This is a genomic window from Paenibacillus sp. FSL R7-0210 (assembly GCF_038009085.1).
GTDB lineage: Bacteria > Bacillota > Bacilli > Paenibacillales > Paenibacillaceae > Paenibacillus_AQ > Paenibacillus_AQ silagei.
Genome location: NZ_JBBPAR010000001.1, coordinates 2,613,519 through 2,638,437 on the forward strand (window position 1 = coordinate 2,613,519; position 24,919 = coordinate 2,638,437).

At 53.9% G+C, this 24,919-nt stretch carries 20 protein-coding genes; 3 read left to right on the plus strand and 17 right to left on the minus strand.

The features are described 5' to 3' along the window. Window positions 1-6: 6 nt before the first annotated feature. Window positions 7-885: a LysR family transcriptional regulator gene (locus MKY64_RS11320; protein ID WP_340953017.1), complete on the plus strand. Its 879-nt coding sequence runs from the start codon at window positions 7-9 to the stop codon at window positions 883-885. Between the two features lie 54 nt (window positions 886-939). On the opposite strand, the gene MKY64_RS11325 is transcribed toward MKY64_RS11320, so the two are convergent. Next, window positions 940-3,750, minus strand: a complete 2,811-nt coding sequence (locus MKY64_RS11325; RefSeq protein ID WP_340953018.1) for a glycoside hydrolase family 2 TIM barrel-domain containing protein — start codon at window positions 3,748-3,750, stop codon at window positions 940-942. 251 nt (window positions 3,751-4,001) lie between these two features. Beyond that, window positions 4,002-4,982 (minus strand): aldo/keto reductase, encoded by a 981-nt coding sequence (locus tag MKY64_RS11330; protein ID WP_340953021.1) that lies wholly within the window; start codon window positions 4,980-4,982, stop codon window positions 4,002-4,004. 179 nt (window positions 4,983-5,161) lie between these two features. Here MKY64_RS11330 and MKY64_RS11335 point away from each other — a divergent pair, with 179 nt between their 5' ends. Further along, window positions 5,162-6,079 carry an AraC family transcriptional regulator gene (locus tag MKY64_RS11335; protein ID WP_340953024.1) on the plus strand — a complete coding sequence of 306 codons (918 nt, stop codon included), beginning with the start codon at window positions 5,162-5,164 and terminating at the stop codon, window positions 6,077-6,079. A 7-nt stretch (window positions 6,080-6,086) separates the two neighbouring features. Here the strand turns inward: MKY64_RS11335 and MKY64_RS11340 are convergent, their stop codons facing one another. The 3 genes from MKY64_RS11340 to MKY64_RS11350 all read right to left on the minus strand — a co-directional run bounded on the left by MKY64_RS11340 (window position 6,087) and on the right by MKY64_RS11350 (window position 8,720). After that, window positions 6,087-7,568: an Lsa family ABC-F type ribosomal protection protein gene (locus MKY64_RS11340; protein ID WP_340953027.1), complete on the minus strand. Its 1,482-nt coding sequence runs from the start codon at window positions 7,566-7,568 to the stop codon at window positions 6,087-6,089. Beyond that, complete coding sequence (locus MKY64_RS11345) at window positions 7,555-7,737, minus strand: hypothetical protein (RefSeq protein WP_339314160.1); 183 nt, start codon at window positions 7,735-7,737, stop codon at window positions 7,555-7,557. Before MKY64_RS11345 ends, MKY64_RS11340 begins: the two co-directional genes overlap by 14 nt. Window positions 7,738-7,868: 131 nt before the next feature. Further along, on the minus strand, window positions 7,869-8,720 hold the full coding sequence (locus MKY64_RS11350) for an HAD family hydrolase (RefSeq protein ID WP_340953029.1): 852 nt from the start codon (window positions 8,718-8,720) through the stop codon (window positions 7,869-7,871). A 378-nt stretch (window positions 8,721-9,098) separates the two neighbouring features. On the opposite strand from MKY64_RS11350, the gene MKY64_RS11355 reads away from it, so the two are divergent. Then, complete coding sequence (locus tag MKY64_RS11355; protein WP_340953032.1) at window positions 9,099-10,043, plus strand: hypothetical protein; 945 nt, start codon at window positions 9,099-9,101, stop codon at window positions 10,041-10,043. Between the two features lie 393 nt (window positions 10,044-10,436). Here MKY64_RS11355 and MKY64_RS11360 read toward each other — a convergent pair whose 3' ends face one another. The 12 genes from MKY64_RS11360 to MKY64_RS11415 all read right to left on the minus strand — a co-directional run bounded on the left by MKY64_RS11360 (window position 10,437) and on the right by MKY64_RS11415 (window position 24,914). Then, on the minus strand, window positions 10,437-11,591 hold the full coding sequence (locus MKY64_RS11360) for an amidohydrolase family protein (protein WP_340953036.1): 1,155 nt from the start codon (window positions 11,589-11,591) through the stop codon (window positions 10,437-10,439). After that, window positions 11,588-12,652, minus strand: coding sequence for a pyridoxal-phosphate-dependent aminotransferase family protein (locus tag MKY64_RS11365; protein ID WP_340953039.1), 1,065 nt, complete (start codon window positions 12,650-12,652; stop codon window positions 11,588-11,590). The genes MKY64_RS11360 and MKY64_RS11365 overlap by 4 nt, the downstream gene beginning before the upstream one ends. A 25-nt stretch (window positions 12,653-12,677) precedes the next feature. After that, entirely contained in the window at window positions 12,678-13,430 is a 753-nt protein-coding gene (locus tag MKY64_RS11370) for an ABC transporter ATP-binding protein (RefSeq protein WP_340953041.1), read from the minus strand. Beyond that, on the minus strand, window positions 13,421-14,185 hold the full coding sequence (locus tag MKY64_RS11375) for an ABC transporter ATP-binding protein (protein ID WP_340953043.1): 765 nt from the start codon (window positions 14,183-14,185) through the stop codon (window positions 13,421-13,423). The genes MKY64_RS11370 and MKY64_RS11375 overlap by 10 nt, the downstream gene beginning before the upstream one ends. After that, window positions 14,182-15,051 (minus strand): ABC transporter permease, encoded by an 870-nt coding sequence (locus MKY64_RS11380; RefSeq protein WP_340953047.1) that lies wholly within the window; start codon window positions 15,049-15,051, stop codon window positions 14,182-14,184. The genes MKY64_RS11375 and MKY64_RS11380 overlap by 4 nt, the downstream gene beginning before the upstream one ends. Then, on the minus strand, window positions 15,048-16,037 hold the full coding sequence (locus MKY64_RS11385; RefSeq protein ID WP_340953050.1) for an ABC transporter permease: 990 nt from the start codon (window positions 16,035-16,037) through the stop codon (window positions 15,048-15,050). The genes MKY64_RS11380 and MKY64_RS11385 overlap by 4 nt, the downstream gene beginning before the upstream one ends. After that, a complete protein-coding gene (locus MKY64_RS11390) occupies window positions 16,034-17,653 on the minus strand; it encodes an ABC transporter substrate-binding protein (RefSeq protein WP_340953053.1) in 1,620 nt (539 codons plus the stop codon). Before MKY64_RS11390 ends, MKY64_RS11385 begins: the two co-directional genes overlap by 4 nt. A gap of 140 nt (window positions 17,654-17,793) precedes the next feature. Beyond that, a complete protein-coding gene (locus MKY64_RS11395) occupies window positions 17,794-18,921 on the minus strand; it encodes an NAD(P)/FAD-dependent oxidoreductase (protein WP_340953055.1) in 1,128 nt (375 codons plus the stop codon). Window positions 18,922-18,957: 36 nt separating this feature from the next. Further along, entirely contained in the window at window positions 18,958-19,713 is a 756-nt protein-coding gene (locus tag MKY64_RS11400; protein ID WP_340953061.1) for an alpha/beta fold hydrolase, read from the minus strand. A 574-nt stretch (window positions 19,714-20,287) separates the two neighbouring features. Next, a complete protein-coding gene (locus MKY64_RS11405; protein ID WP_340953063.1) occupies window positions 20,288-21,160 on the minus strand; it encodes an amidohydrolase family protein in 873 nt (290 codons plus the stop codon). A gap of 20 nt (window positions 21,161-21,180) precedes the next feature. Then, a complete protein-coding gene (locus tag MKY64_RS11410; protein WP_340953068.1) occupies window positions 21,181-24,294 on the minus strand; it encodes a GNAT family N-acetyltransferase in 3,114 nt (1,037 codons plus the stop codon). Between the two features lie 125 nt (window positions 24,295-24,419). Continuing rightward, entirely contained in the window at window positions 24,420-24,914 is a 495-nt protein-coding gene (locus MKY64_RS11415) for a DedA family protein (RefSeq protein ID WP_036728489.1), read from the minus strand. Window positions 24,915-24,919: the final 5 nt, after the last annotated feature.

Below are 24,919 nucleotides of genomic sequence, written 5' to 3' on the forward strand. Positions count from 1 at the left end.
GTCTGCATGGAGCTTACACAACTGGAGTACTTTCTGACCGTAGCCCGGCTTGAGCATATGACCTCTGCGTCCAAAGCGCTGCGAATTACGCAGCCTGCCTTGAGCCATGCGATTTCCAAACTGGAGAGTGAACTGGGGGTTCCTTTATTCGAGCGCAAGGGACGCAATGTCCAGCTCAACCGCTATGGGGTTATGTTCAGTTCGCGGGTCGAAGAAGCGCTGCGCAATATCGGGAATGGGGTGCGGGAGATTGAGGAGTCGTCCAATGCGGAGAGTGGAACCGTTCATCTGTCTTATCTGAATATTCTTGGCGTGGACCTGATCCCATCGCTTATCAGAGATTATCAGGCTGACCATCCGAAGGTACGGTTTGATCTGTATCAGGGGAATCACGGGGATATCGACGAAGCGCTGGATAACGGGACCTCGGATATGCTGATTACGTCCAGAGAGACTACGGCGGAGAATAAGGAATGGATGGTGATTCGCAGATTGCCGATTTATGTTGTGGTCTCCAGTTCCCACCGGTTCGCCTCGCGTTCCTCGCTGAGTCTGTTCGAGCTGTCGGGTGAGCCGTTTGTAGGACTGAAGACGAATTGCGGACTCAAGAACACAATCACCTCCCTTTTCCAAAATACTAATTTCGAGCTGGCCTCTACCTATTATGCTGAGGATCTGATTACTGTGGCCGGCTTCATCAAAGCCGGGCTTGGCGTCTCCGTGCTTCCACAGACGCTCGGACTGATGCTTGACGGTCTAGTCTGGATTCCCATCAAGGAGCCGGGCTGGGAATGGGAGGTGGGCTTGCAATGGCGCCGGGACCATTATCTGTCCCCCGCCTCCAGAAGATTCATGGAGTATATTCGGCAGAATAGAGAAGTATAAAGAGCTGCCCCAAGCAGCCGCTTCACGGCTTTGGGACAGCTCTATTAGGTCATTTTAACGAATCAAAGTCTGAATCTCTTCAATGGTTGCCTGGTACTGGGGCTGGAAATCAGCAGAATTCATATAACCGGCTATGCTGGTCAAGAATTGTCTGCCTTCAGTGGTCCGGCTCACCTTAGCGGCATCCAGTACACACAGCAGCAGATTACCGTTACCTACACGGCACTCTGTGAGGAAACTTAGCTTGTGATTACGCTCGAAATTATCGATGGTCTGTACGATGGGATTCCAGCTGCTGTCAGCCTCATCCATGATAAGCGATTTGGAATGCTGGGCGATGGTCCACCACGGGTAGGTGGAATGCGCTTCACTCGGGAAATCACGCAGCACCGGATGCCCGTTATCGATCAGCAGGCCCATCGTACCGATGGGAACCGGCCGGTTCATGCTCTCCGAGATCGAGCGGAACATTGGATAACACCAGAAATCCGTGCAATAATAGCCTTCGATTCCGTTCTGAACCGACTCCGGCTCCGGCATCAGCAGCACGTTGCCGCCTTGCTCCAGCAGGGAGACGGCCTCCTCAGACAGCTCTGTGAACACATAGATGCCTTCAGCTTCAAGCGGGTTATCCCTCTGCTCAGGATATATCCACAAGTCATAGCTCTTACGGATATCGGTTCCCTCGACCCGGAGCGTCAGCTCCGCACGGCTCATCCGGTCAACCGCCGGAAGCTCAATCGCCAGATCGCAAATGTCAATGTAATGGGTTCCGGCAGGAATCCAGGCTCCGGCTGAACCCGATGTCCGCACTCCCCCTTCAACCGCAAGCTCCCAGTGCAGCTCAATGGCATCCGGCATGCCGCTGCGGAAGCAGCTCAGCTCCACATGGGCCTCGAAGGTCTCACCAGCGCCGTAGTTATACTTGGGGAATCTTGCCAGCAGCACGGCATCATTACAGAAGGTCCGCCACTCTTCCGGGCTAATCAGCCCCTTGGAATCCATGAAGGCATCCAGAACACCTACCAATGCTGTACCCTGGCCGCTGAAGTCCTGGAGATCCAGAAGCTGGAACCCTGCAAGCCGGCGGGAACGGAAGGCAGCCTCAAGCTCTTCCTTGTAGCAAGCGACAGCGAGCTGGCCTGAGCTTTTGAAGTATGCATCGGCCAGATGACCAAGTCCCTTGCTCTCCAGCCGTTCCCGGAAGATGGCGAAGTTCCCCGCCTTTAGCGGGCCTGTGTACTTCCCGATTTCCTGGAAATCCGGAAACGTAGCATATTGTCCAATCTCATGCGAGATTACCGGAACCTGTGGTATCCATTCGCCGGACTCACTGCCGGATTGTACGGCCTTGGCTTCGGTACCGTACTGGATCAGGATCTCGCCGCCTGCCTCGACGGAGACTCCTTCACCATTCCCGAAGCCCGGCGGAATAATCTGATCGTCGTAATCCTTCATTGTACTTGGCAGCGAAGTCTGGACATGGCCAAGCGGAGCATCGCACATGGCATAGGAGCCTCTGAACAGCCTGTCCCGGGTGAAGCGCACACCGCTGAAGAAATCGTCATGCTCCAGCACCTCCGGCACCCATTGATGGTTATTCGAGCCTTGGGTGTAGAGCGGACGGTCATCGAACGCTTTATAATCTGCAAGGAACGAATCAATCCGCTCCTTGCTGCCCCATAACTCATTGCCTAGCGACATCATGACTAAGGAAGGATGATTGCCGAATTCCCGCAGGATGGCGTATCCTTCGCTGATCAGATAGTCCTGCTCTGCCTGATTATGCCCTTCATCGGTATTTACAGTAATGGTTCCCCAGAACGGCAGTTCCGGCTGCATGTAGATCCCGAGCAGATCGGCAGCGGTGAACGCAGCCTCCGGGGGGCAGCAGGTGTGGAAGCGGTAATGATTGATCCCGTAAGACTTGGAGATCCCCAAGATTCGTACCCATTCCTCCACATCGGTCGGAGCATAGCCGGTGAGCGGGAAGATCAGGCCGTCATGCTTGCCGCGCAGAAAAGTCTTTTCCCCATTAATGGTGAACTTGTCCCCCTCAGCCCGGAATGACTTGAGCCCATAGATCACCTCCTGCAGGTCAACGGTAATTCCATCGCTGCCCTTGAGATCAAGCCTGATAGTATACAGATGGGGAGTGAATTCACTCCACAGCAGCGCATCGGGACCCAGTGCATAGTCTATAGTGAACGGACCCGGTGTGATGACATATTCCTGTTCCTCTACGTAATGTGTTATCTCACTATTGAAGCTATTAGCAGATACCGCGAGTGTAGCACCTTGCATGCTCTCCAGCGTTGCCGAGATCTGCACCGAACGTGCAGGCAGATCAGACTTCAGCCGGATGCCGCTAATCCGGGCTTCCCCATAGAACTGCAGCTCCATCCGCCCGGTAATTCCGTTCCAGTTGGTCTGGGTGTCCGGCGAGGTCATATGCCCGCCTTTGGTCGGATAGCCGGTGTTGTCCACCCGGATAGTAAGCGTATGACTCCCGGGCTGCAGCTGCGGCAGCTCATATACATGCGGAGTATTCAAGCTGTCGCGGCTGCCGATCTCCTGACCGTCCAGCCAGAGGGTGGTAAGCCTTGTACGTTCCAGATATAAGCAGCAGCGCTTACCTGCCAGCTCTTCCGGAATCCCAACCTCTCTGGAGTACCAGACCGGTCCTTCATAACGGAATTCATCCGTCAGAGCGCCTACCAGAATCTCCTCATTCTTCGGCCCTTTACGGGCGAAGGAGGTAGTTCCCGGCAGCATAATTACATCGGTAAAAGGTAGCACCAGTCCTTGCCCCTTCTCTTCCAGTTGCAGCTTCCATTCGCCTTCAAGGCTGATCTTTGACAGCACAATTATCACTCCTAATCATGGTAATCTCTATACTCTTGCGGCCAGATGCCGCCATGAATCCAGCAGTTCATCACTGTGCATCCAGCTTCCGGTCAAATCCTAAATCAAACGCTCCGGCAGCATTTCCCGGCTTCCTGTTAGTTTCTCCCTGAGCAGGGCTGTTTCCTGCTCCAGCAAAAAGCGCATGCCGGATCATACCGGCACGCGCTCAATGGATGAAGCTGATTCAGTTGTCTACTGAATGGAAATTTTCAAAGCGCACCAACGATAGCATGCGGCACGTAGTGCTCTTCCAGCCGGGCAATCTCTTCAGCTGTCAGCTGAAGGGATAACGCTCCCACCGCATCGGTAATATGCGACAGCTTCGTCGCCCCGATAATCGGCGCAGTGACCGGCTGTTTCTGCAGCAGCCAGGCCAGTGCAACATGGATGCGCGGAACTCCGCGCTCCGCCGCAATGGCAGCTACCTGCTCGACAATCAGGCGGTCCTTATCGGCTGTAGCATCGTATTTGGATCTCTGTACCTGATCCGTTTCCGAGCGCAGCGTAGCTTCCGCCCAGTCCCGGGTTAGCCGGCCGGAAGCCAAGGGGCTGTAGGGGATGACCGCAATACCCTCTTCCTTACAGAGCGGGAGCATCTCACGTTCCTCTTCACGATAGATGAGATTCAGATGGTTCTGCATGGAGACGAACCGGGTCCAGCCGTTCATATCAGCAACATGCAGCGCCTTCTGAAACTGCCAGGCATACATGGCGGAAGCGCCAATATAGCGGGCTTTTCCCGCCTTCACCACATCATGCAGGGCTTCCATCGTTTCTTCAATCGGCGTAGTATAATCCCAGCGGTGAATCTGGTACAGATCAACGTAATCAGTTCCCAGCCGCTTCAGGCTGTGGTCGATTTCGCTCATAATTGCTTTGCGGGACAAGCCCCCGCCGTTCGGTCCGGTTCGCATAGGGAAGAATACTTTGGTCGCAATCACCACCTCATCTCTGGCAGTCATGTCCTTCAAAGCCCGTCCGAGCATTTCTTCACTCGTGCCGTCAGAATAGACATTGGCCGTATCGAAGAAATTAATGCCCAGGTCCAGTGCGGTACGGATCATCGTCCGGCTCTGCTCTTCATCCAGCACCCAAGGGTGCACCCAGCGCTTGGCATCGCCAAAGCTCATACAGCCCAGGCACAGTCTGGAGACATCAAGGCCGGTGTTGCCCATTTTTGTATATTCCATTCGTTTGTTCCCTGCTTTCCTGAGAATAGTGTATATATCAGTCTCTCTTATTGTGCAACAGATAATGGATTAGCGTTATCACAATAGTCGCGAATGATTGCCTAATCCTACCGTTCTCATTAACACTCCCGCCGGATATGCCCTATAATGAAACCATATGAAACTAAGGAGGCTCTCAAGTGACTGAAGCAATAGCAACGCAAAAGCTTGAGCTGTGCCGGCTGATTGAGCGGCATACCGGCCGGGACGGCGCTCATGAAACGGCCGTGCCTGCACTGCAATTCATCCGTTACTCCCAGGCGAGTGAGCCTGCTTACCGGGTGTATAACCCGTGTTTCTGCTTCATTACCCAAGGCGTGAAGGAGATTATGCTGGCCCAGGAGCATTTTGTGTATACCTCTTCTGATTTCCTGGTGGCTTCAATGAACCTGCCGGTAGTGGGACAAGTGATTAAGGCGTCCCCGGAGGTTCCCTATTTAAGCTTCAAAATGGAATTCACGCAAAACCAGATTCTGGAGGTCCTCCATGAATCGCAGCTGCAGATTCTCCCCCGGGAGAATGCCCGGCGTGCCTTATTCGTCGGACACATCGACACGGATCTGCTGGATGCGCTTCTCCGTCTGGCGCGGTTGCTCAATACTCCCAAAGACATCCCGTTCCTTGCCCCTCTATATACTAAGGAAATTCTGTATAAACTGCTGCAGGGACCATATGGGGTAACGCTGGCCCAGATTGCCATGGAAGGCAGCAGCACTTACCGGATCAGGGAAGCAATTGAACAGATTGTCAGCCATAGCGAACAGGCTCTGCGGATCGACGAGCTGGCCGATATCGCCAATATGAGCGTCTCCGCATTCCACCGCAACTTCAAGGAAGTTACGGCTATGAGCCCGATCCAGTTCCAGAAGCAGCTGCGCCTGCAAGAGGCTCGCCGCCTGTTATTAGCCGAGTCTGCAGATGCAGCCGATGTTGCCTTCCGGGTCGGCTACGAGAGCGCCTCACAGTTCAGCCGGGAATATTCCCGTATGTTTGGCGCTCCCCCGCGGGCCGACATCAAGCGGTTGAAGGAACAATTTGAGCTTCCGGTACAGATTTGATACCTGCTTAGTCGAGTACAACCTGCTTAGTCGCGATATTCGCGCAGAATTCGCGGTCATGCTCCACGAACAGGATCGTCGGTGTATATTCCAGCAGCAGCTCCTCGATCTGCATCCGGGAGATGACATCGATGAAGTTCAGCGGCTCATCCCAGATGTGCAGATGCACCTGCTCGCTGAGGCTGGCGGCAATCAGCACCTTTTTCTTTTGCCCGCCGCTGTACGTGGACATGTCCTTCTCGAATTGCAGCCGCGAGAAATCGAGCTTCCGCAGAATCGACTTGAACAGGCTCTCGTCGATCCCCTGCTCTCGCGCATATTCACTCAGGCTGCCCTTGAGCTGCGAAGTATCCTGGGATACATAAGAGATAGACAATTGGCTGTCCCGTGCGAAATGGCCGGTATAGCTTATGTCCTCGCCGCAGATCAGCTTCAGAATGCTTGATTTGCCTGAGCCGTTGCTGCCAGAGAGGGAGATCCGGTCCCCCTGTTCCAGAGCGAAGCTAACGCCGGAGCATACCGTTTTGTCGTCATAGCGGATCGACAGATCCTCCAGCTCCACCAATTGCTGCTTATGATAAGGAAGCTGTGCAATCTTCAGACTGTCTGCGCTCTCCAGATTCCGCAGCAGTTTCGACTTCTCGGCGATGGCGGATTCCTGCCGCTGCTGAATCGACTTGGAGCGCTTCATCATCTTGGCGGCCTTGTGGCCGACGTAGCCTTTATCCAATTTGTTGCCGGAGCTCCGGGTGCCATTCTTAGATTTCTCGACTTCATGCGCCCAGCCGCCCGTTCTTTTGGCAGAGTCCGACAAGCGCTTGATGTCCTTCCGCAGCTTCTCATCCTCCGCCAGCTCGAACTGATCCTGTCTGGACTTATTCTCCCACCAGCTGCTGAAGTTGCCCTTCTGGATCTCAATATTGGTCTTGTTAATCGACAAGATATGGTCCACACAGTTATCGAGAAAAGCACGGTCATGCGACACCAGAATATACCCGCTCTTCGTACGCAGATAGTCACTGACCAGCTTCCGGCCCTTCGCATCCAGATGGTTCGTCGGCTCGTCTATGAGCAGGAACTGGTTCTCGCGCGCGAACAGAGCGGCCAGCAGCACCTTCGTCTGCTCCCCGTTCGACAGCGATTCAAACGGCCGGTACAGTGTATCCTCGGACACCCGCAGCAGCGACAGCTCGCGCATCAGCTTCCAGTGCTCCATCTCCGGGTCAATCTCCTGCATAACATCCACGGTCAGAGCCGCAGGGTCAGCCACCGCAAACGGGAAATACTCGAAGCCCACCTGTGCGGATATGGTTCCGCTGTATTCATATTTGCCGAGCAGCAGATTCAGGAAGGTGGTTTTGCCGCGGCCGTTGCGTCCGGTGAAGCCCAGTTTCCAATCTGTATCCAGTTGAAAGCTCACATTCTCAAAAATATATTCGTAAGTGCCCTCATAGGCAAAAGTCAGCTTGCTCACATTAATCAAAGACATACACATATCCTCCTGTATTCACAAAAATAAAAGCTGCAAGAAGGTTCTCCTCCAGCAGCTCAAATAAACACAGCAAATCCCATACCCGGATACTTATCTCCAGGCGGACTTGAATAAGGATATTTGGACCAGAGTGAAAAGAGGCAGACCCTTCCTGCATATCAACCATAAATTGCGCTCCACAAATAACGCTTGTTTATTGGTCACATTACGCAAGAAATGTCCGCACGATACTCTTCAACTCCAATCGCTTAATTAAGTGCATTCTAACACGAGTCTTCCCGGAGATCAACCCGTTAGTCAGATCAGTCCGTGCTTCAGGAAGCAATTATACAGTCCATCGTTCTCAATAGAATCGGTGATATCATCGGCAATTTCTTTGAGCGGCTCGCGGGCATTGCCCATGGCAACCCCCACCTGGACATATTCCAGCATCTCCAGATCATTAAGTCCATCGCCAATCGCCATACTGTCTTCAAGCGGGATATTCAAATGATGCAGGACATCGGCAATAGCCGCAGCTTTATGAACGCCAGGCATCATCAGCTCCCCGCTGTTCTCCCCGAAGATCGGGATGGAGCACTGAATTGCTGTGAACCGGTCCTGTAATTCCTCCTGAATCTGCTGAAAGGGCAGGCTGCTCTCCAGGAAGCATACTTTGTTGACGTCATCCAGATATAATTCCTCGTCCCCATAAGTAAGTGTTGCGATATAGGGATGGGGCGACAGCCGTTTTCTCTCCTGCGCCTCGGGGTCATTCAGCAAGTCGCCATAGATTCTGCGTTCCAGATGAGGCTGTAAATGGCGGCTGCCGTGAAGCGCTGTATTGGATTCCAGAATGAAATCGACCCCGTTCGCGTTAAAATAATCGATCAAATGCTTCGCATCCTCTGGGGTCACTTTTTTATGATAAAGCATTTCGCCACCGCTCTCCACATATCCGCCTGCCGCTCCAATCAGCCCGTCGAATCCGATCTCCCAGATGTAATCATAGATTTCAGCCTTGGAGCGCCCGGTGCACAGGTACAGCAAATGCCCGTTCTTCCGTGCCTGCTGGCATGCCTGCACTGCCGATTCCGGGACTATTCCATTCTCCATGAGAAGCGTTCCGTCAATATCGATGAAAATAATCTTTCTGCTGGTCTGATTCATATCCTCTTCTCCCCTTTGTCTAGTCTTCCACTGAACTATAGGTTATGAAATGCGTTCCAAGTCAAGCGTTATTTCATATGAGTCGCCCGATTCATCCATTCCGGATCTGTCCAAATAAATAGGATAGATAAGATACACTTTAGGTTTGAACTCTAAGCTTGGTCGTCACTGCGGTGAACATTTGGACTTCCGGCCACTGTTGTGTTTGGATTTCTTTATTTAAACCGCTCCTCGCGGTAGAAATCCAAACACAAAGGCGGTCGCTATCGCTCCTCCAGTTCCAAATTTCCCCTCCGCTTCTTTTTGCTTTTCGTTAATTTCTTTAGTGCTTCTTATATAGGCGTTACCAGCAAACCTTATCCCATTAGGAGGTACATAATGAGAACATTACCAGAATCCTTAGCAAAAACAGCAAGAGCGGTGCTGCTCGGTACAGCTCTGACTCTGGCCGGCGGTACAGTGATTGCAGGCGTTGGTGGACAGCCCGTAGTTGCAGCGTCGGCATCCACAACTGATGCCCAGACGGTCTACAACCAGTTCCGCAAATATGCCAGCAATCCCGCAAGCCTCGCACAGGCACGCAAATATCTTATGAACCATATCTCCAAAGTTGGATCCTGGTACGGCACGGTAATGACCCTTCAATTGGAAAATGCCCAGAAGGCGGGGCTTGAGCGGTTCTCTGAGAAGCTATATACAGATGCTGTGCAAAAAGCGCTAATGGATGCCGAAATTAACAACGACATGACCTATACGGAGATTCTAAAGCGGGTTAAAGCGCCTGCGGTCCGCAAGCTGATTGAAGAGATTTGGGATAAAGGCTATAAGCTGGAGTCAAGCGAAGGCATGTATTATCCGGTTATGCATTATGAAGGCTTCAAGGTCTTCAAACCCTATGTCAGCAAGGATATCGCCGCGTATATTGATATCATGGCAACGGAGAGCAACAAGCCGTCTACCTTCGATGCGGGTATCGTGATCACTTGGGATGAATTGATCGGCAGAGCGGCCATCATGAGCGATTACGTCCAAGATTATCCGAAGTCGAACCGGACCGCGGCCATCCGCAATGAAATGTCTTATACGGTTCCACTAGTACTGCTCGGCTCGGATAACACCCCAGCCTACGATTACGACACGAATGAACTCGACCCTGAGCTGCGCCGGGCCTACGACCAAGCCCTGATGGAGGGGCCGGGTGACAATAAGGTGCTGAATATTCTGGCCCAGCTGATGCCGCTGCTCGATGCTGCCGGAAATAAAAAGAGCCCTGAGGTAGCAGCCTACCTGGATCAAGCGGTTAAGCAGTATACTGAGCTGTGAATGGTTAATGGGTATGGGTCAATAGGTAAGCAAAGTTGGTTTATGAAATATTGAATGTACAAAGAAATCGCTCCTTTGGGAATGGTTGGGTGGTACCTCCATTTACCAAAATGAGCGATTTCTTTGTTTGCTTTTTAAGGATGGAAGAATCAATTTTCGCTTAAACAGCGGAGCGGGCAGAATGATTGTGGAAAAGCGAAGCGTTCGCCTTTGTCCGGATTTTCACCGCTAAGGGGGAATAAAAGAAATCTGGACACAACAGCGATTGGAACAACGTTCTGTTTGCGGAGCGTTCACCCAAGTGCTCACGTTGATTCTAATCCAAAATAAAGAGCTATCCCAAGCAGCATTTCATGACTTTTGGGACAGCCCCCTTCGTATACAACAATCCTGCTACACCAAATCCTCTTCCTGCGCTCCAGTAATGACCGTAACAATGCTTGTGCGCAGTTGATCCGCATTCTTGGCCTGATAAGGATCGGCGGCGTAGATGACGGCATCGGCAATATAGCCTTCCGCAATCCGGCCCAGCTCATGGCCGCTTCCAAGTATCGCCGCTGCGTCTTCTGTAGCTGACCGCCAGACCTCCGCCCGGCTCAGGCCGTAGTCCAGCAGCGTGTCGAATTCCTGCAGGTTGTAGCCATGCAGCGCAGGCGTAGCATAATCGGTGCCGAAGCCCAGCCGCACCCCTGCCTCCCTGGCATATCCGAGCGCGATGGCGTGAGCATCGGCGGCCCGGGCGGCCCGTTCACAGATGAGCGGACTTAACGCCAGCACTCCCTTCGGATCGGCGGCGATCCGGTAGATTGAAGTGGTCGGCACGTAAGCCACGCCGGATTCGGCCAGTCTCCCGGCCTGATCCCAGGTCATGAACATCCCATGCTCAATAGATTCCACACCGGCTTGGATCGACCAGTCAATCGTCACCCCGCCCCAGGTATGCACCAATACCTTCTTCCCGTTCGCATGGGCATGACGGACGATGAAGGCGAATTCCTCCCCGGAGAAGTTCGGCTCCGTAACCTTCTCGGTAGGTGCGCCAAGACCGCCGGTTGCCATGATTTTGACCCAGCCTGCCCCGGTCGCGTAGATCTCCGTCAGGCGGTTCTCCAGATGCTTAATCCCCTTGGCATCGGAAGCTCCCAGCATTTCACTGCTGGTCTCTACCCGCAGCGGCTGCTGGTAATACTTCACGAGATGCCGGATCGTGGCAGGCAGAATACCGCCGGCATCGCGGGCTGTAGTTACTCCCGTCCGCAAGGTAGCGGCGAAGGCCTCCGCCTGCATGACCTCAATCTCGCGGGAGTCCCGGCGGAGCTGGTCGTCATGGTCGAAGTCGGTCCAGGCCAGATGGGTGTGCAGATCCAGAATGCCCGGACTGATCCATAGCTGCTGCTGCCTAGAGCCTTCCGCCTGTCCCGGCTGCAAACCCGCTTCTGCCACTGAGGTGAACCGCCCGTTCGTAATCTCGATATCGAAGCGTTTCCCTTGGATACCTGCAATATGGATTCCAGTGTATGCCTGAAATTGCGGCTGCTTGAGGATCATTCCGCTTCCCCCCAGACCTGGCGGACGGCCTGCACTGCCGGTTCAGCATCCAGCTTCAGCAGTCTGGCCAGCGTCTGCACCGCTGCTTCGACACTCTCCCGGCTGGCATTCGTTCCGAAATGATTGATCCGCAGCAATTGACCGAATAATTCCCCGTCCCCGGGAGCTACGATACCGACAGGCTGCTTGATCAGCAGAAGCGGCTGCTCGTCAATCCGAACAGTCGTAGTCAGCGTGGAATAATGACTGCTGTCCTTCTGCCAAGGCGCAAGCCCAAGCTCCGCGACCCCTGCGACAGCAGAGGCCGCTGCCCGTTGATGCCGCTGGATTACCTGGGACAGTCCCTCCTCAGCAACAGCCTCCAGGGCTTCGATTAGGGCTCTGGCTTCCAGGACCGGGATATTCGGCGGGACGCGGAGCGGCGCTGCTCCGTCCGGGGACGGCTGCAGATCCAGCAAGGACAGAATGGAATTGCGCGGAGCCCGTTCGTTCGACTCCAGGAAGGCCCAGCCGCGGGGAGAAATACTGACCGCGCTGATTCCGTTAGGACCGGCGAGCGCTTTTTGCGCACCCATTACAGCGAAATCCACCGCCCACTCATCCACAGACAGCGCCTCTCCCCCGACAGCCGACACGGAATCCGTTACCGTAATCAGGTCATGCCTGCGGGCCAGCTTGAAGATCTCCTCCGCAGGGTTCGAGCCGCCTGTAACCACCTCTGCCTGTACCAAAGAAATCGCAACCGGCTGATGCTTCTCAATCGCTGCGGCCACTTCCTCTACTGTAACCACCTGGTCGAAGGGAACTTTCACTTCCTTAACGGTGGCCCCGCCGCGCTCCAGCCACGCTCCGAACAAGCTGCCGTACGGTCCGGTCACTACGTTCAGAATCGTACGTCCCGGCGCTGCAATTCCTGCTGCTACCGCCTCAATGCCTAGAATCGCCTCCCCCGGAATGATTACCGGAGGATGCTGTGTCCCTAATAGCCGGGATAGCTGCTGTGTTAATGTGTCCAGTTCAGATAGCGTGAGTGGTACGAATCCTGTAATTTGACGGTTCATATAATCCTCCTGATGGTATGAATGTTCAATATTGCGGCATCTTGGGCACCGCAGACAATAGGTCCCGGCTGTATTCATGCTGGGGCCGGACGAAGAATTCATCCTTCGAATTCACCTCGACCAGCTGCCCCTGGCGCATCACAGCGACGGTATCGCTGACGGCATGAATGACTCCCAGATCATGGGAGATGAACAGCATCGTCAGATTAAGCTCGGCTTGCAGCGTATGGAATAGCTCCAGCACGCTGCGCTGCACTGAGACATCCAGTGCGCTGGTAGGCTCATCGGCGATCAGCAGGCTAGGCTCCACGCTAAGCGCGCGGGCAATGGCAATCCGCTGGCGCTGGCCGCCGGAGAATTCATGCGGATATCTGTCCAGAGATTTGGCATCCAGCTGCACCCGGCTAAGCAGCTCCTTACTTCTGCGCTCAACCTGCGAACGCTCTACAATCCGGTGGAACAGCAAGGCTTCCGCCAGAATCTGCCGGACAGTATGCCTGGGATTAAGCGAAGAATCCGGGTTCTGAAAGATCATCTGAATCTGCTTATGCTGCGCCTTGCTCCGCTTCTTGCCTAACGGCTCCGCACCCAGCAGAAGCTGTCCTGCATCCGGGGTAATGAGTCCGGCAATGACCCGGGCCAGCGTAGACTTCCCGGAGCCGGACTCACCGACAAGCCCCAGCGTGGTATGCCGCGCAAGCTCCAGCCGGATCTGATCGAGGGCGGTGAACCCGCCATAACGGACGGTTACATCCTGCACCTGTAGTGCTACTTCCATGAGATCCCGCCTCCTTCCAGCTCCGGCAGAGGTAGCACCGAATCCATTAACATCTGTGTATAGCCCTCAGCCGGATGGCGCAGCAGGCTATGCGTCTCGCCTTGCTCAATGATCCGGCCCTGCTTCATCACAACCAGTCTGGAGCAGAGGTTGGCGGCAATCGCCAGATTGTGGGTCACAAAGACCATAGCGAAGCCCAGCTCCTGCTGCAGACTCGTAATCGTATCTATAATCTGGCGCTGAACCGTCACATCCAGCGCGGTGGTCGGCTCATCACAGAGCAGAATGCCCGGCTTGCAGGCCAGCGCCAGAGCAATGACGACACGCTGGCACTGGCCGCCGGAGAGCTGCCCCGGGTAGCGGTCTGTTGTCTTCAGCGAAGCTGGCAGACCGAGCCGTTCAAGCAGCTCCAGGGCGATGCGCCGCGCAGCCTTCAGACTGGTTCTCTGTCTGTAATAGACAACCTCAGTCAGTTGCTTCACTACCGGACAGAGCGGGTCCAGTGCTCCTCTGGGGTCCTGGAACACCATGGCACTGCTTACCTTGCTGCGGACCTCTCCCCCGGTCTGCTCCACACCGCGCGGAAGCAAGCCGAGAATCGCCCGCAGCGTCAGCGATTTGCCGGAGCCGGATTCGCCCACTAGTCCCAGGCTTTCGCCGCGTTCAAGGGAGAAGCTGACGCTGTTGACCAGGATTTCTGTGGAAGAGGCTGCGAGTGTCAGTGTTTCGAGTTCAAGTACAGGTTGTGTTGTCATCCTTTTCTCCTCCAGATATCGGCCAGTCCGTCTCCCAGGAGAGACAACGCAATTCCCGTATACACGACTGCGAAGCCGGGAACCGCCGACAGCCACCAGGCTGTGGTAATGAAGGGCTGTCCGTCTGCGATCATCGTTCCCCAATCCGGCGTAGGCGGGGCAATCCCTATTCCCAGATAACCCAGCGTAACGATGGCTACCAGGAGTCCAATCATATCCGTCATCAGCACGACAACGGCTTGCGGCAATACATTCGGCAGAAGATGGCGCAGAAGGATACGGTGTCCGGGCAGACCTAGCGTCTGCGCCGAGGCGATCCATTCCTGCTTCCGGAAGGATGCGCTGAGTCCTCTGACCACACGGGCGAATACAATCCAACCTACGAGAATGAAGGTAATATAGATTCCGCGCTCTCCTGCCCCGCTGGCGAAGGCCACGATAATGACGATCAGATAGAACGGGAAGGCAATAAAAGTGTCCGTGATCAGCGCTATAATTCTATCGGTCCATTTGCCATAGTATCCCGAAATCATACCCAGCATGACGCCCGTGCAGAACGGAATCATCTCAGCCAGCACCATGATCGTCAGATCCGTCCGGGCGGCATAGATCAATCTGGTGAACAAATCACGGCCAAGCTGGTCGGTACCGAGCCAGTGGGCTGCAGAAGGCGGCTGCAGGAAGGCGCTCAGATTCTGCTCCGTCGGGTTGTATGGACTTAAGTAGGGGATGAATATGGCGAGCAGTATAAGTATAGTGAACATAATGATCCCGATCAGCAGTGACGGGGTGTTCAGTACTCTTCGGAGTCCGCTTGCGGGCTTCCCGAGGTCCGGCAGGGTTGTATCTATCTGTGTAGTATTCATGATTTCCCCTTCGTTCTGGGATCAAGCCACCCGGAGATAATTTCGATTAGCAGACTGATAATCACAACAGCCAGCGCACAATAGAGCGCAATCCCCTGAATCACCGGGAAATCCCTGTTTGAGATGGAGGTGAACAGCAGGCTGCCAATGCCCTTGATCCCGAAGACCTGCTCCACAACGAGCGTTCCCCCGATCAGGTAGGACACATTGACTCCCAGCAGCATCACGGTCGGCAATGCCGAATTGCGCAGCACATGCTTGAACAGGATGACTCTGGACGGGATTCCAGCTGCACGGAGAGTGACCACGAATTCGGATTCCAGCACCTCCAGCATTTGCGCACGCAGCGAGCGGACCAGCGTAGGAATCTGTGAAAAAGCAATCGTGACCGCCGGAAGCACCAGACTATGGAGCGTACCCGACCATCCCTCGCCGATTCCCCCTACGGGGAACCAGCCCAGCCGCACACTAAAGAATAGAATGAACAGAATCCCAACCCAGAAGACCGGCATCCCAAGGGTGACCGCTGGAATAATGCGGATCAGATGGTCTAGCAGCTTGTCCTTGTGGGTGGCAGCAACCGTTGCCAGCAGAAGGGCTACAATTATCGCAAGCACCGAAGCAATTACAATCAGCAGTAGTGTGACCGGAGCACGCTCTGCAATCAGCTCTCTCGTCGAGGTGCCGGCAATAATAGAGTTTCCGGTATCTCCCTGAGTGAACAGCAGCTTCACGAACCGGGTGAACTGATCCCATAAGGAGAGATCCAGTCCCAGTGTGTGGTGCATATTCTTAAGCGCTTCAGGTGTGCTGTATTCACCGAGAATCATTTTGGCGGGGTCGCCGGGTACAATTCGGATCAGGAAAAAGACCGCCGTCATTACGCAGAGGATAACAAGTAAGGCTCTTACAAGGGCTAAGGCCAGCCACTTGTAAGAACCGTTGTTTCCAGCTGCACCGCTTAGGGTCAGCTTGGATTTCATCATTTAGCTAGTCGGACATCTTCCAGACGGATGCTGCCGTTAGGCAGAACCACAAGTCCGTCTACAGAAGACCGCGCGCCGATCAGGATATCCGGATAGTACAGCGGAATGTAAGGAACTTCATCGGCAAGCGTCTGTAAAAGCTCGGTGTAGATCGTAGCCCGTCCTTCACCATCAGCTGTCTTCTGGCCTTCATACAGCAGCTTGGTTACCTTCTCATTCGTGTAATGCGTCCAGTACGATTTGCTGAAGCCTTCCGGGTCGGTCTGGAACGCCAAGATCGAGTTCGCTTCCGGGGAATCCGCCTGACCGCTGTTCAGCATCGCCGCGAAATCATAAGCGAAAAAGCGTTCGCGGAAGGTAGCCAGCTCCACCGATTCAATCTCAATCTTGATCCCGATCGCCTGGCCGGCGGCCTGGATAATCTGGGCTTCCTGAGCCCGGGTGCTGTTGCCGGAAGCAACCAGCAGCTTGGTGGAGAATCCGTCAGGGAAGGCCGATTTGGCCAGCTCTGCCTTGGCAGCCGCCGGATCAAAGCTCAGTGCCTTGATCTTATCATTGGCATTGTAAGGAATCGTAGTTGGCAGCAGCGAAGTCGCAGTCTGTGCATAGCCGAAGGTCAAGGCCTTGGTCAGTCCGTCACGGTCAAGCGCCAGTGCCAGTGCCCGGCGGACATGCACATCGGAGAAGTGCTTATCCAGTGTGTTGAAGAAGAGCTGTTCTGTCACCCAGCTGCCGTTCGTTACTACTGTGGTGTCTGCACCGTCCTTGATTTCGCCCGCATTCTGTAGTGACAGGGCTTCAACTGCATTCACTGCCCCGGCTTTAAGCTGGTTAATGGCTTGACTGTCGTCCTGGATCAGCTTATAGACGAGCTTGTCGATATAAGGCTTACCTTCCTTCCAGTAGTTAGTATTCTTGGTGAAGGTCACATCACCTGCCGGGTCCCATGTCTCGATCACGAATGGCCCGGTCCCTACCGGCTTCTTGAAGAATTCCTCTTCGCTCACTCCGCCGAAGTTATTCGGGATGATCCCGTTCGAGAAGTTCGACAACTCCGAGATGAACGGAGTGTAGGGTTCTTTTAGCGTGATTACGAGTGTCTTCTCATCCTGTGCCTTCACCGTATCTACCTTGGCCGAGATGGCCAGGGGACCGCCAACCTTCAGATGCCGCTGGAGGGAGAATACCGCATCCTCTGCGGTCACCGGCGTACCGTTCGAGAACTTCAGGCCGTCACGGAGTACGAACGTATAAGTTAAGCCGTCTTCGCTGATCGTATGCGAGGCTGCGAGCTGATCCGTAATTTCACCCTTGCTGTCAAAAGCAACCAGTGACTCAAACACTTTATCAATCGCGAATGCATTATTCGATGTAATCTGGTTATGCAGATCAAACGACGTTACGGAAGCCGGGCGGCCATACACGAAGGTGCCTCCAGTTGCAGGCTCTGCAGTGCTTGCACTTTCCGTTGCCGCTGGAGCCGTACTGGCCTTAGCCCCATTATTGGAATCCGCAGGATTGGCAGACCCGGAGCAGCCGGCAAGCAGCGATACAAACAATACCGCAAGTGTGCCCAGCCCTGCTGTTTTTCTCATAGAAGCTTTTAAATTAATCACGTGTGATCCACCCTTCCTATAAATCATATATGTTTAGTATGGATTGTATTATGGATCAGACCTTCACTTCTGTCAAACAAAAATTCATCCGGCAAGCCGAATTGAATCATAATGTTCCAATGAAGGAAATGTATTCGTAATCATCCGCCCGTTATGGCTCTCTGAAGGCTATAATCGTCCAGCTCCAGATCAGGCTCTCTGCCGAGTGCCAGCTTCGCCAGCTCATAACCGATATACGGCCCCATCGTAAGTCCTGAAGCTCCCAGACCATTGGCCGCAAGGACTCCGCTCCACCCGGGGACAGCCCCTATGACCGGCAGAAATCCCGGAGTGAACGGACGGAAGCCGACCCTCACTTCACTATAAGTACCGTCCGCCAGTCCAGGAGCTACTTCCAGTCCTTTAGTCAGAATCTCCTGCATCCCGCCGGCGGTCACTCTGGTATTATATCCTTCTACGTCATTCTCATGAGTAGCTCCGATAACAATCTGCTGCCGGGCAAAAGCGAGCAGATATTGATCGCTTGGCGGGATCACCACCGGCCAGACTTCCGTGTCTTGTTGGTCAGATACCTGCAAATGCATGATCTGCCCCTTCTGGTAGCTCACCTTGAAGTCAATGCCCAGCGGCATGAGCAGCGGGTTCGCCCATGCGCCTGCACAGATAATAACTTCATCCGCCGGATAATAGTGTCCTCCTGCGTTGACTCCGGTGACCCGGCCCGGTTCAAAAGCAAGCGCAGCGTCACCGCTTATCATGACCGCCCCCTGCTGCTGCGCAGAATGAAGCAGAGCGTCCCGCAAAGCGCGGCCATCCACTCGGGCAGCTCCACTAATATGAACCGAGGCATATCCTTCCGCCAGCAGCGGGAAGCGTTCACGGGTCTGCCCTGCGCTAAGCCGCGTGATGACTCCGATCTCCGGGGCATCTGCCAGCCGCATCCGTGCCCGCTCTTCTATTCTGTCGAGCTTGCTCTCATCCGTATGTATACTAAGCGCTCCAACCCTGGCATAACCGGTATGCGCTTCGCCGCCTTCCTTAAGCTGGCTAATCAGCTCAGGATAGAACCGCGCCCCCGCCTTCGCCAGCCGGTACCAGGCCTGATTGCGCCGCTGCGACAGCCAGGGACAGATGATGCCTGCCGCTGCATCCGTTGCTTGTCCAGGGTCTTGACGGTCTATAATCAGCACCTCTGCGCCCATCACTGCTAACTGGTAAGCTGCCGAGGCTCCGAGAATCCCTGCTCCGATCACGATGACTTTCTTCATCTGTACGTCCTTTCTGGATGTGTACATCCCCTTGTGTTAGTGGATAGGGTTGTGTGCAAGGAATTCAAGAATCGTATCGTTCACCAGAATGGGCTGTTCCCTTAACATATGCGGGCGGTGCCCCGCTCCCTGAACGATCAGCGTCCTTGCATCCGTAAGGAGGGAAGCTAGCTTCACGGTTCTATCCTCTCCCGCGAACGGGTCATGTTCCCCTGAAATTAGCAGTGCCGGGCAGGTTATACTGCCCAGTTGCTCCTCCGTGAGATCCGGGTATCTGATCCAGTCCTGCACCGTTTGCCGCAGATAGTATTGCCAATTCCCCTGATGGGCCTCCTGATGCCTCTCCATCATCTGATCTATGAAGGCTTGCTGCTGATTCGCCAGCAGCTGTTCAGGCTCGTATTCTCCGGCTCCAGCCGGTTCACAGAATCCGCTGGTTCCAATCGTAGTAAGCGTAGCAATCCGTCCCGGATGATTCACCGCCAGGTACAGCCCTACGCCCGCGCCCATACTATATCCAATAAGATGTGCCCGTTCAATGTTCATCCTATCCATGAATCCAGCGACATCCTCAGCTATTCGTGGAGTAGACCAGTCCAGATCCCGGCAGCGGGTCCTGCCATGCCCTCTAAGATCAGGGAAGTAACAACTGTAATGGCTCTGGAAGTCCAGAACCTGGCTGCTGAAGGCCAGCATGCTGCGGGAATAATGACTGTGCAGGAAGATTACCGGTTCCCCGGTGCCCATCTGTTCATAGAACATTTCAAGATCGTGTACCTGTATGTATGGCATAATACCCCTCCCTCTCAACTTCTAGCAACAATTGATTGCTTAACGGGCTACAAACTACTAGCTCATGAGATTTCAACTTATGAAAATTACTTTAACTAATCGCTGCTGAGGGTTTACTCCACCCCAATTAGGATGCAAAGGGTAGGCTTAAATGCAATTTATACAACTAAAACGTCTGATGCGCCGCCAAATCTCCGTTTAGTTGTATTTCGTGCAAATATAATGCTTCTCTACCTGGATTTTCGCCCATCCCGGCAAATATAGTTGTACAAAATACACTTAGAAGAGGAAAGCCTTTCGTCTCCCTGTTTTTAGTTGTACAAAATACACTTATCGCTAATGATTCGCTACGAACAGAATGGATTCTTCCTCCGCCCACCCCAATATCAGCTCGTTCATGCTCAGACTTTAACACCCCTGAGGTTCATTCTTACAGTGTTAAAGCTGATACTGTCTACTCTCAGCTTACCACAGGTCGTCCATCAGAAGTAGTAACCCGCCCCCACTCAACAAGTGGAAACGAAACTAAAAACCCCCGGAATACCATTCCGGGGGAAGTTTGCAGCCCATCTCATTATAGATTCAGTTCTCTGATCCGCTCCGCAAGCTTAGGGAACACGCGGAGTGAATTATTATAAAAGACATCCTCATGATAAGCTTCCGGCACCAGGTGCTTCACGAAGGGAATGTAGGCGTCCAGCGGGACCAGCGGCCAGTCGGTGCCGAAGACCAGCCGGTCGTATTTCTCGGCGAACACCAGCGCCCGGCGGAAATGATCGGTATAGGTCTGCTCGGTCAGCAGCCGGTCCACCTTGGCCTGATCGCCGACAATCCAGCCGGATAGATCTGTGTACAGGTTAGGGTTCTTCTCCAGCAGGGCTGCGGTGTCCATCACCCAAGGATCGCCCAGGTGGCAGAGCATGAAGGTAATCTCCCGGTGCTTCAGGAAGGTCTCCTCCATGGACAGCGGATGGGAATACTTCAACAATCCCTGGTCCGCATAAGTCAATCCTCCATGAATGACCACCGGGAGGCCGTAAGCGGCAGCCAGCTTATAGACCGGATCATAGATCTCATCCCCCACATTGAAGTGGTAATACCCGGCGTACAGCTTGATGCCAACGACATCGGAGCGCTGCAGCGATTGCTCCAGTGCTTCAAGCTGCCCCTCCAGATGAAGGGTAAGCGGATTAATGCCCACGCAGGTGAACAGATTGTCCGGCAGTGTCTCGCTCAGGTCAAGCAGCATAGGATTCAGGGCAGCGGAATCGGGAAAAGCTCCGGCAACCGTCTCGGTCACTCCCATGCCGACACCGGCAATGACACCGCTGCGGCGGAACTCCTCCTGGAGTCCCTTGCCGGTATAATCGATATGCGCCAAGGTCTGCGCCGTTTCGTGGAAAGCTGCAATATTGGAATAATGCACATGTGCGTCAATGATTTTCATAGAAGCTTCCTTTCTCTGACTCACTTCTTGAACCGGATCGACAGCAGATCGCCATAGGCCTGCTCAGGTACCTGGAGATCCGAGATCAGATAGAATTGCGGCTTGCTGAACTGCTCTTTGCCATCCTGCAGATGCAGGTACTCTTCCGCATACGATAATATTGCAACAGCATTAACCATAAGAGAAGGTGAGGAATCAGGTGCTGCAATTAACGTCAAGCGTTGCTTCCGCTCCTCAGAACCCAGTTGCAGAAGCCCATTTGAACTTTTAGCTCCTGACTGTATTCTCCCTGCCTTATATACCAGCTCTTGACCCTTGCTGTTCTTCAGATATCCTCTTCCATCCTGTATGCCTGAGGCGGCAGTATAGAAGGTTGAAGTCTCAAGCTTCAATGGGCATAGCGGGCCGCCTGTATTCTGCTCCACATGTACCGTAGAGGCAAGCACCGGAACGCCTGGCAGCAGCATGTAATATTGATGCAGTACGAGTCCTTTGTATTTATCATTCTTCTGAATGGTGACGCTCATCCGTATACCAGACCAGCGGTTCCCCTTGTTATCGGTTAATTCAGCGAAGTCAGCCGTTAGCGGCTCCTCCATGAAGCTGCGCAGGGCGATGTCTTCGGCATGAGTGACAATACCGCCCACCCAAGGATTCCACCAGGATTTCGCTATAGGCTGCGGAAAAGAAGATTCAAGCCATTCCTCGCCCTGATGGACCAGCGAGAACAGTCCCGGTGCAAAGTCAGGGCTGGCCTGTATCCGCAGTACCCCGTTGTCTACAGCCAGTACCTGCGCCCCTTCTGCTACAAGTCTCTCCTGCCGGACACGTTCATCCGCGACAGGCAAGACCAGGAAGGATTGATCCTGCACATAACTGTCCATATCCAGATGCAGGGTCAGCACATCCGGGGCAGCGCCTGCCGGTACTGTCAGCGGCAGAGCCGCTTCTCTGAGCTTCTCTTCCTCTTGAATCGTTAACCGCGCTTCCTCCATGCTGCCTGCTTCGGAAGAGATCCGAATCTCACCCACCAGATAGCTCTTCTTCTGCTCCTGAAGGAGAAGCTTAGCCTCTCCAGCCATGAACGGATTCCCGTTATTCAGGCTCAGCTCCAGCTGCTCTGTAGTGGTCAGTTCCTCAGCATTCCTGTTACCGCTTTGCAGCGCATAAGCACGGAAATCCTGCCAATGGTCCCAGGTTCCCAGAGCGATCCGCAGCGGCTGCGTTTCCTTCCGCCCGCCGGCGGGAATCCGCCCCAGGGAATGCTCCACGGCATGCATCCAAGAGTCCTGAATCAGCTTAAGCTCTGACGGCCAGCTAATCCCTCTGGAGAAGCCTTCATCCGCAGCGAACATCCAGTTCTCCGTGAATTCCTGCGCTTCCCAGTAATCCATGCCGGAGGCTTCTGCCCCTGCGCTCAGATCTATATATTTGCCGCGGTAAGGGATGACGCCTCCATGCAGGTTGAAGCGGAAGCAGTCCTTCAAGACCAGCTCATCCACTTGTTCGGTAGCCTGCGGGTTGTCGATTCTGAAATAACGGGAGACAATCCCGTTGCCGAACAGCTTCACGACCATCGTCAGCAGCAAGCCCTTCCGGATGCCGACCTCATAAGTGGCCTCAAGCACGATAGCCTCTTGATCCCTGGAGATCTTCACATCCAGCGCTGAGAATTTATTGAATTCATTCGTATAAGGCAGTCCAAGCTTCGGATAAGGCAGGTTCATGAGGTATTTACGGTTCTCAAAAAAAGTAAGCCAATGGTTCGTTTTGTTCAGAACGGCGGAATAGCGGCCATTGCTGATGATCCAGTCCTTATCGGTCGGGCCGCCGAAGACCGTCTCTGCTCCGGTGAAGACCAGGCTGAGCTCCTGTTCCAGGATGGCGGCCGCTCCTTCTTCTGCACTGCGGATGCTCACCGTATGGTGCCAAATGCCGTATCCGAGCAGCCGGGCTGCTGCGGTGACGGTTCTCCGGCTCTTGGCAGGAACCTCAACGGTGTACTGCTTTTGACTGAACGACAGAATCTCGTCCTCCGGCAGCTCGAAGCTGAACACGGTGTCTGTGCTGTACTCATTCTCCACTGTCACATCCAGCTCCACCTCTTCGCCCGCGAAAAGCGTTCTGTCCGGTACCTGGAGCTTCACCTTGACCGGGAACTTTGGCTTGATGCCCAGCTTGAATACGGCAGGCAGGCCGTTAATGAGCAGTTCTGCCTCCACCACAGGATGGGTCTGATAGAGATCCTGCTCCTCCTTCACCGGATGGATGAAGAAGCGGCCTTCGATCCGCGCCTCGGATTCGATATCCTGAGCAGCCTCCAGCTCCAAGCGGATTTGCGCATTGCTTTTACCGCTAATCTGGAGCGACAAGGGCTTCCCGCTTTTATTAACGGCTTCATAAATGACAGGGTATTCAGCTCCAAACGGCAGCTCATGCTGCGCAGGAATCGTTACCTGTATCCGGTAATCCTCCGTCTCAATGAGGCGCAGGCCGCGGCCTGTCCGCTCATATTCCATTTTCAGCGACAGGCCATCCTTCAGCCATTCATATGTAAAATAGTCGAAGCCGTTTTCCCCATGACCATCAGGCTCCACCTTGATCTTACGGATGCTGTCGTTATACCAGTCTATCTTCTCGAAATAAGATTTCACCGCTCCGGTCTGAAGCACCGAGGGAATGAAGTTCATCAGGTGAGTCGTGTCATCCCGGTTCTCCCAGAAGAACCCGCTTTTCTTATACGTAGGCACCGCCTTGACATTACCGGGCCACGTATAGAGATCCAGCCGCGGCCAGCCCAGCTTAATCGTCTCTTCGATCGAACGCCTTACCAGCGCCTTGCCCACCTTGCGTCCATGGTAATCCGGTCTCACGTTGAGCAGAGCGATATAGAGCGCCCCGGTATCCTCTTTATAGTGAGAGAAGCTGCAATATCCGATGACCTCTGAGCCGCTTACCGCCAGGAACAACTTGAGCATGGGGCTGTTCTCGTGTTCCCGCAGCACACTTTCCTCTGTCCGGTACGCTCCGTCTCCCCCCCAGCTCTCTGCGCTTCTGTTCCACATCTCGGCAATGGAAGCGGCATGCTTAGCCGGCACATATTCTTCAATCTCGATCTCTTGTAATTCGGGCATTACAGTCATACCTCCTCGGATCGCTATAATTCCTAGCTTCATAGCAATAAATACTACTTGCAGTATATAACAGAACGTTAAGCCGCTGTAAGTTCCTGTTTGATTATAAAAGATTATTACTTAACTCAAGCAAAGGTTAGCCTCGAACCGATCAGATAACCGATCGAGACAAACAGGAGTGACCAGATAAAGGCACCAGCCAGGGTGACCATTAAGTATTTTCGGAAGGACATGGCACTGATGCCGGAGATGTAGCTTGTCACATGCCGGATGCCCGGAACAAAATAAGCGATGAATATCGTCCAGTTGCCGAACCGGAAAAACCAGCGTTTGACATAGGCGAACCTTTTGGGCGTCAGGCCTACCCATTTCCCGTACCGGTCCACGACAGGCTGCCCCACTCTGAGACCGATGGTATAGCTGATCAGCATGCCTGTAATCGAACCTATGAAACAGACCAGAACCGAAAGTGAAAAATCCAGCACCATGGTAGAGGATAGATAGCCAACGAACAGCGTCAGCAGCTCATCGGGAACGGGAAGTCCGACAAGCCCCAGCGCCAGCAGCGCGAATATAGCTATATAACCGTATTGTGAGATCATCTCGATGACCCATGGCATGAACA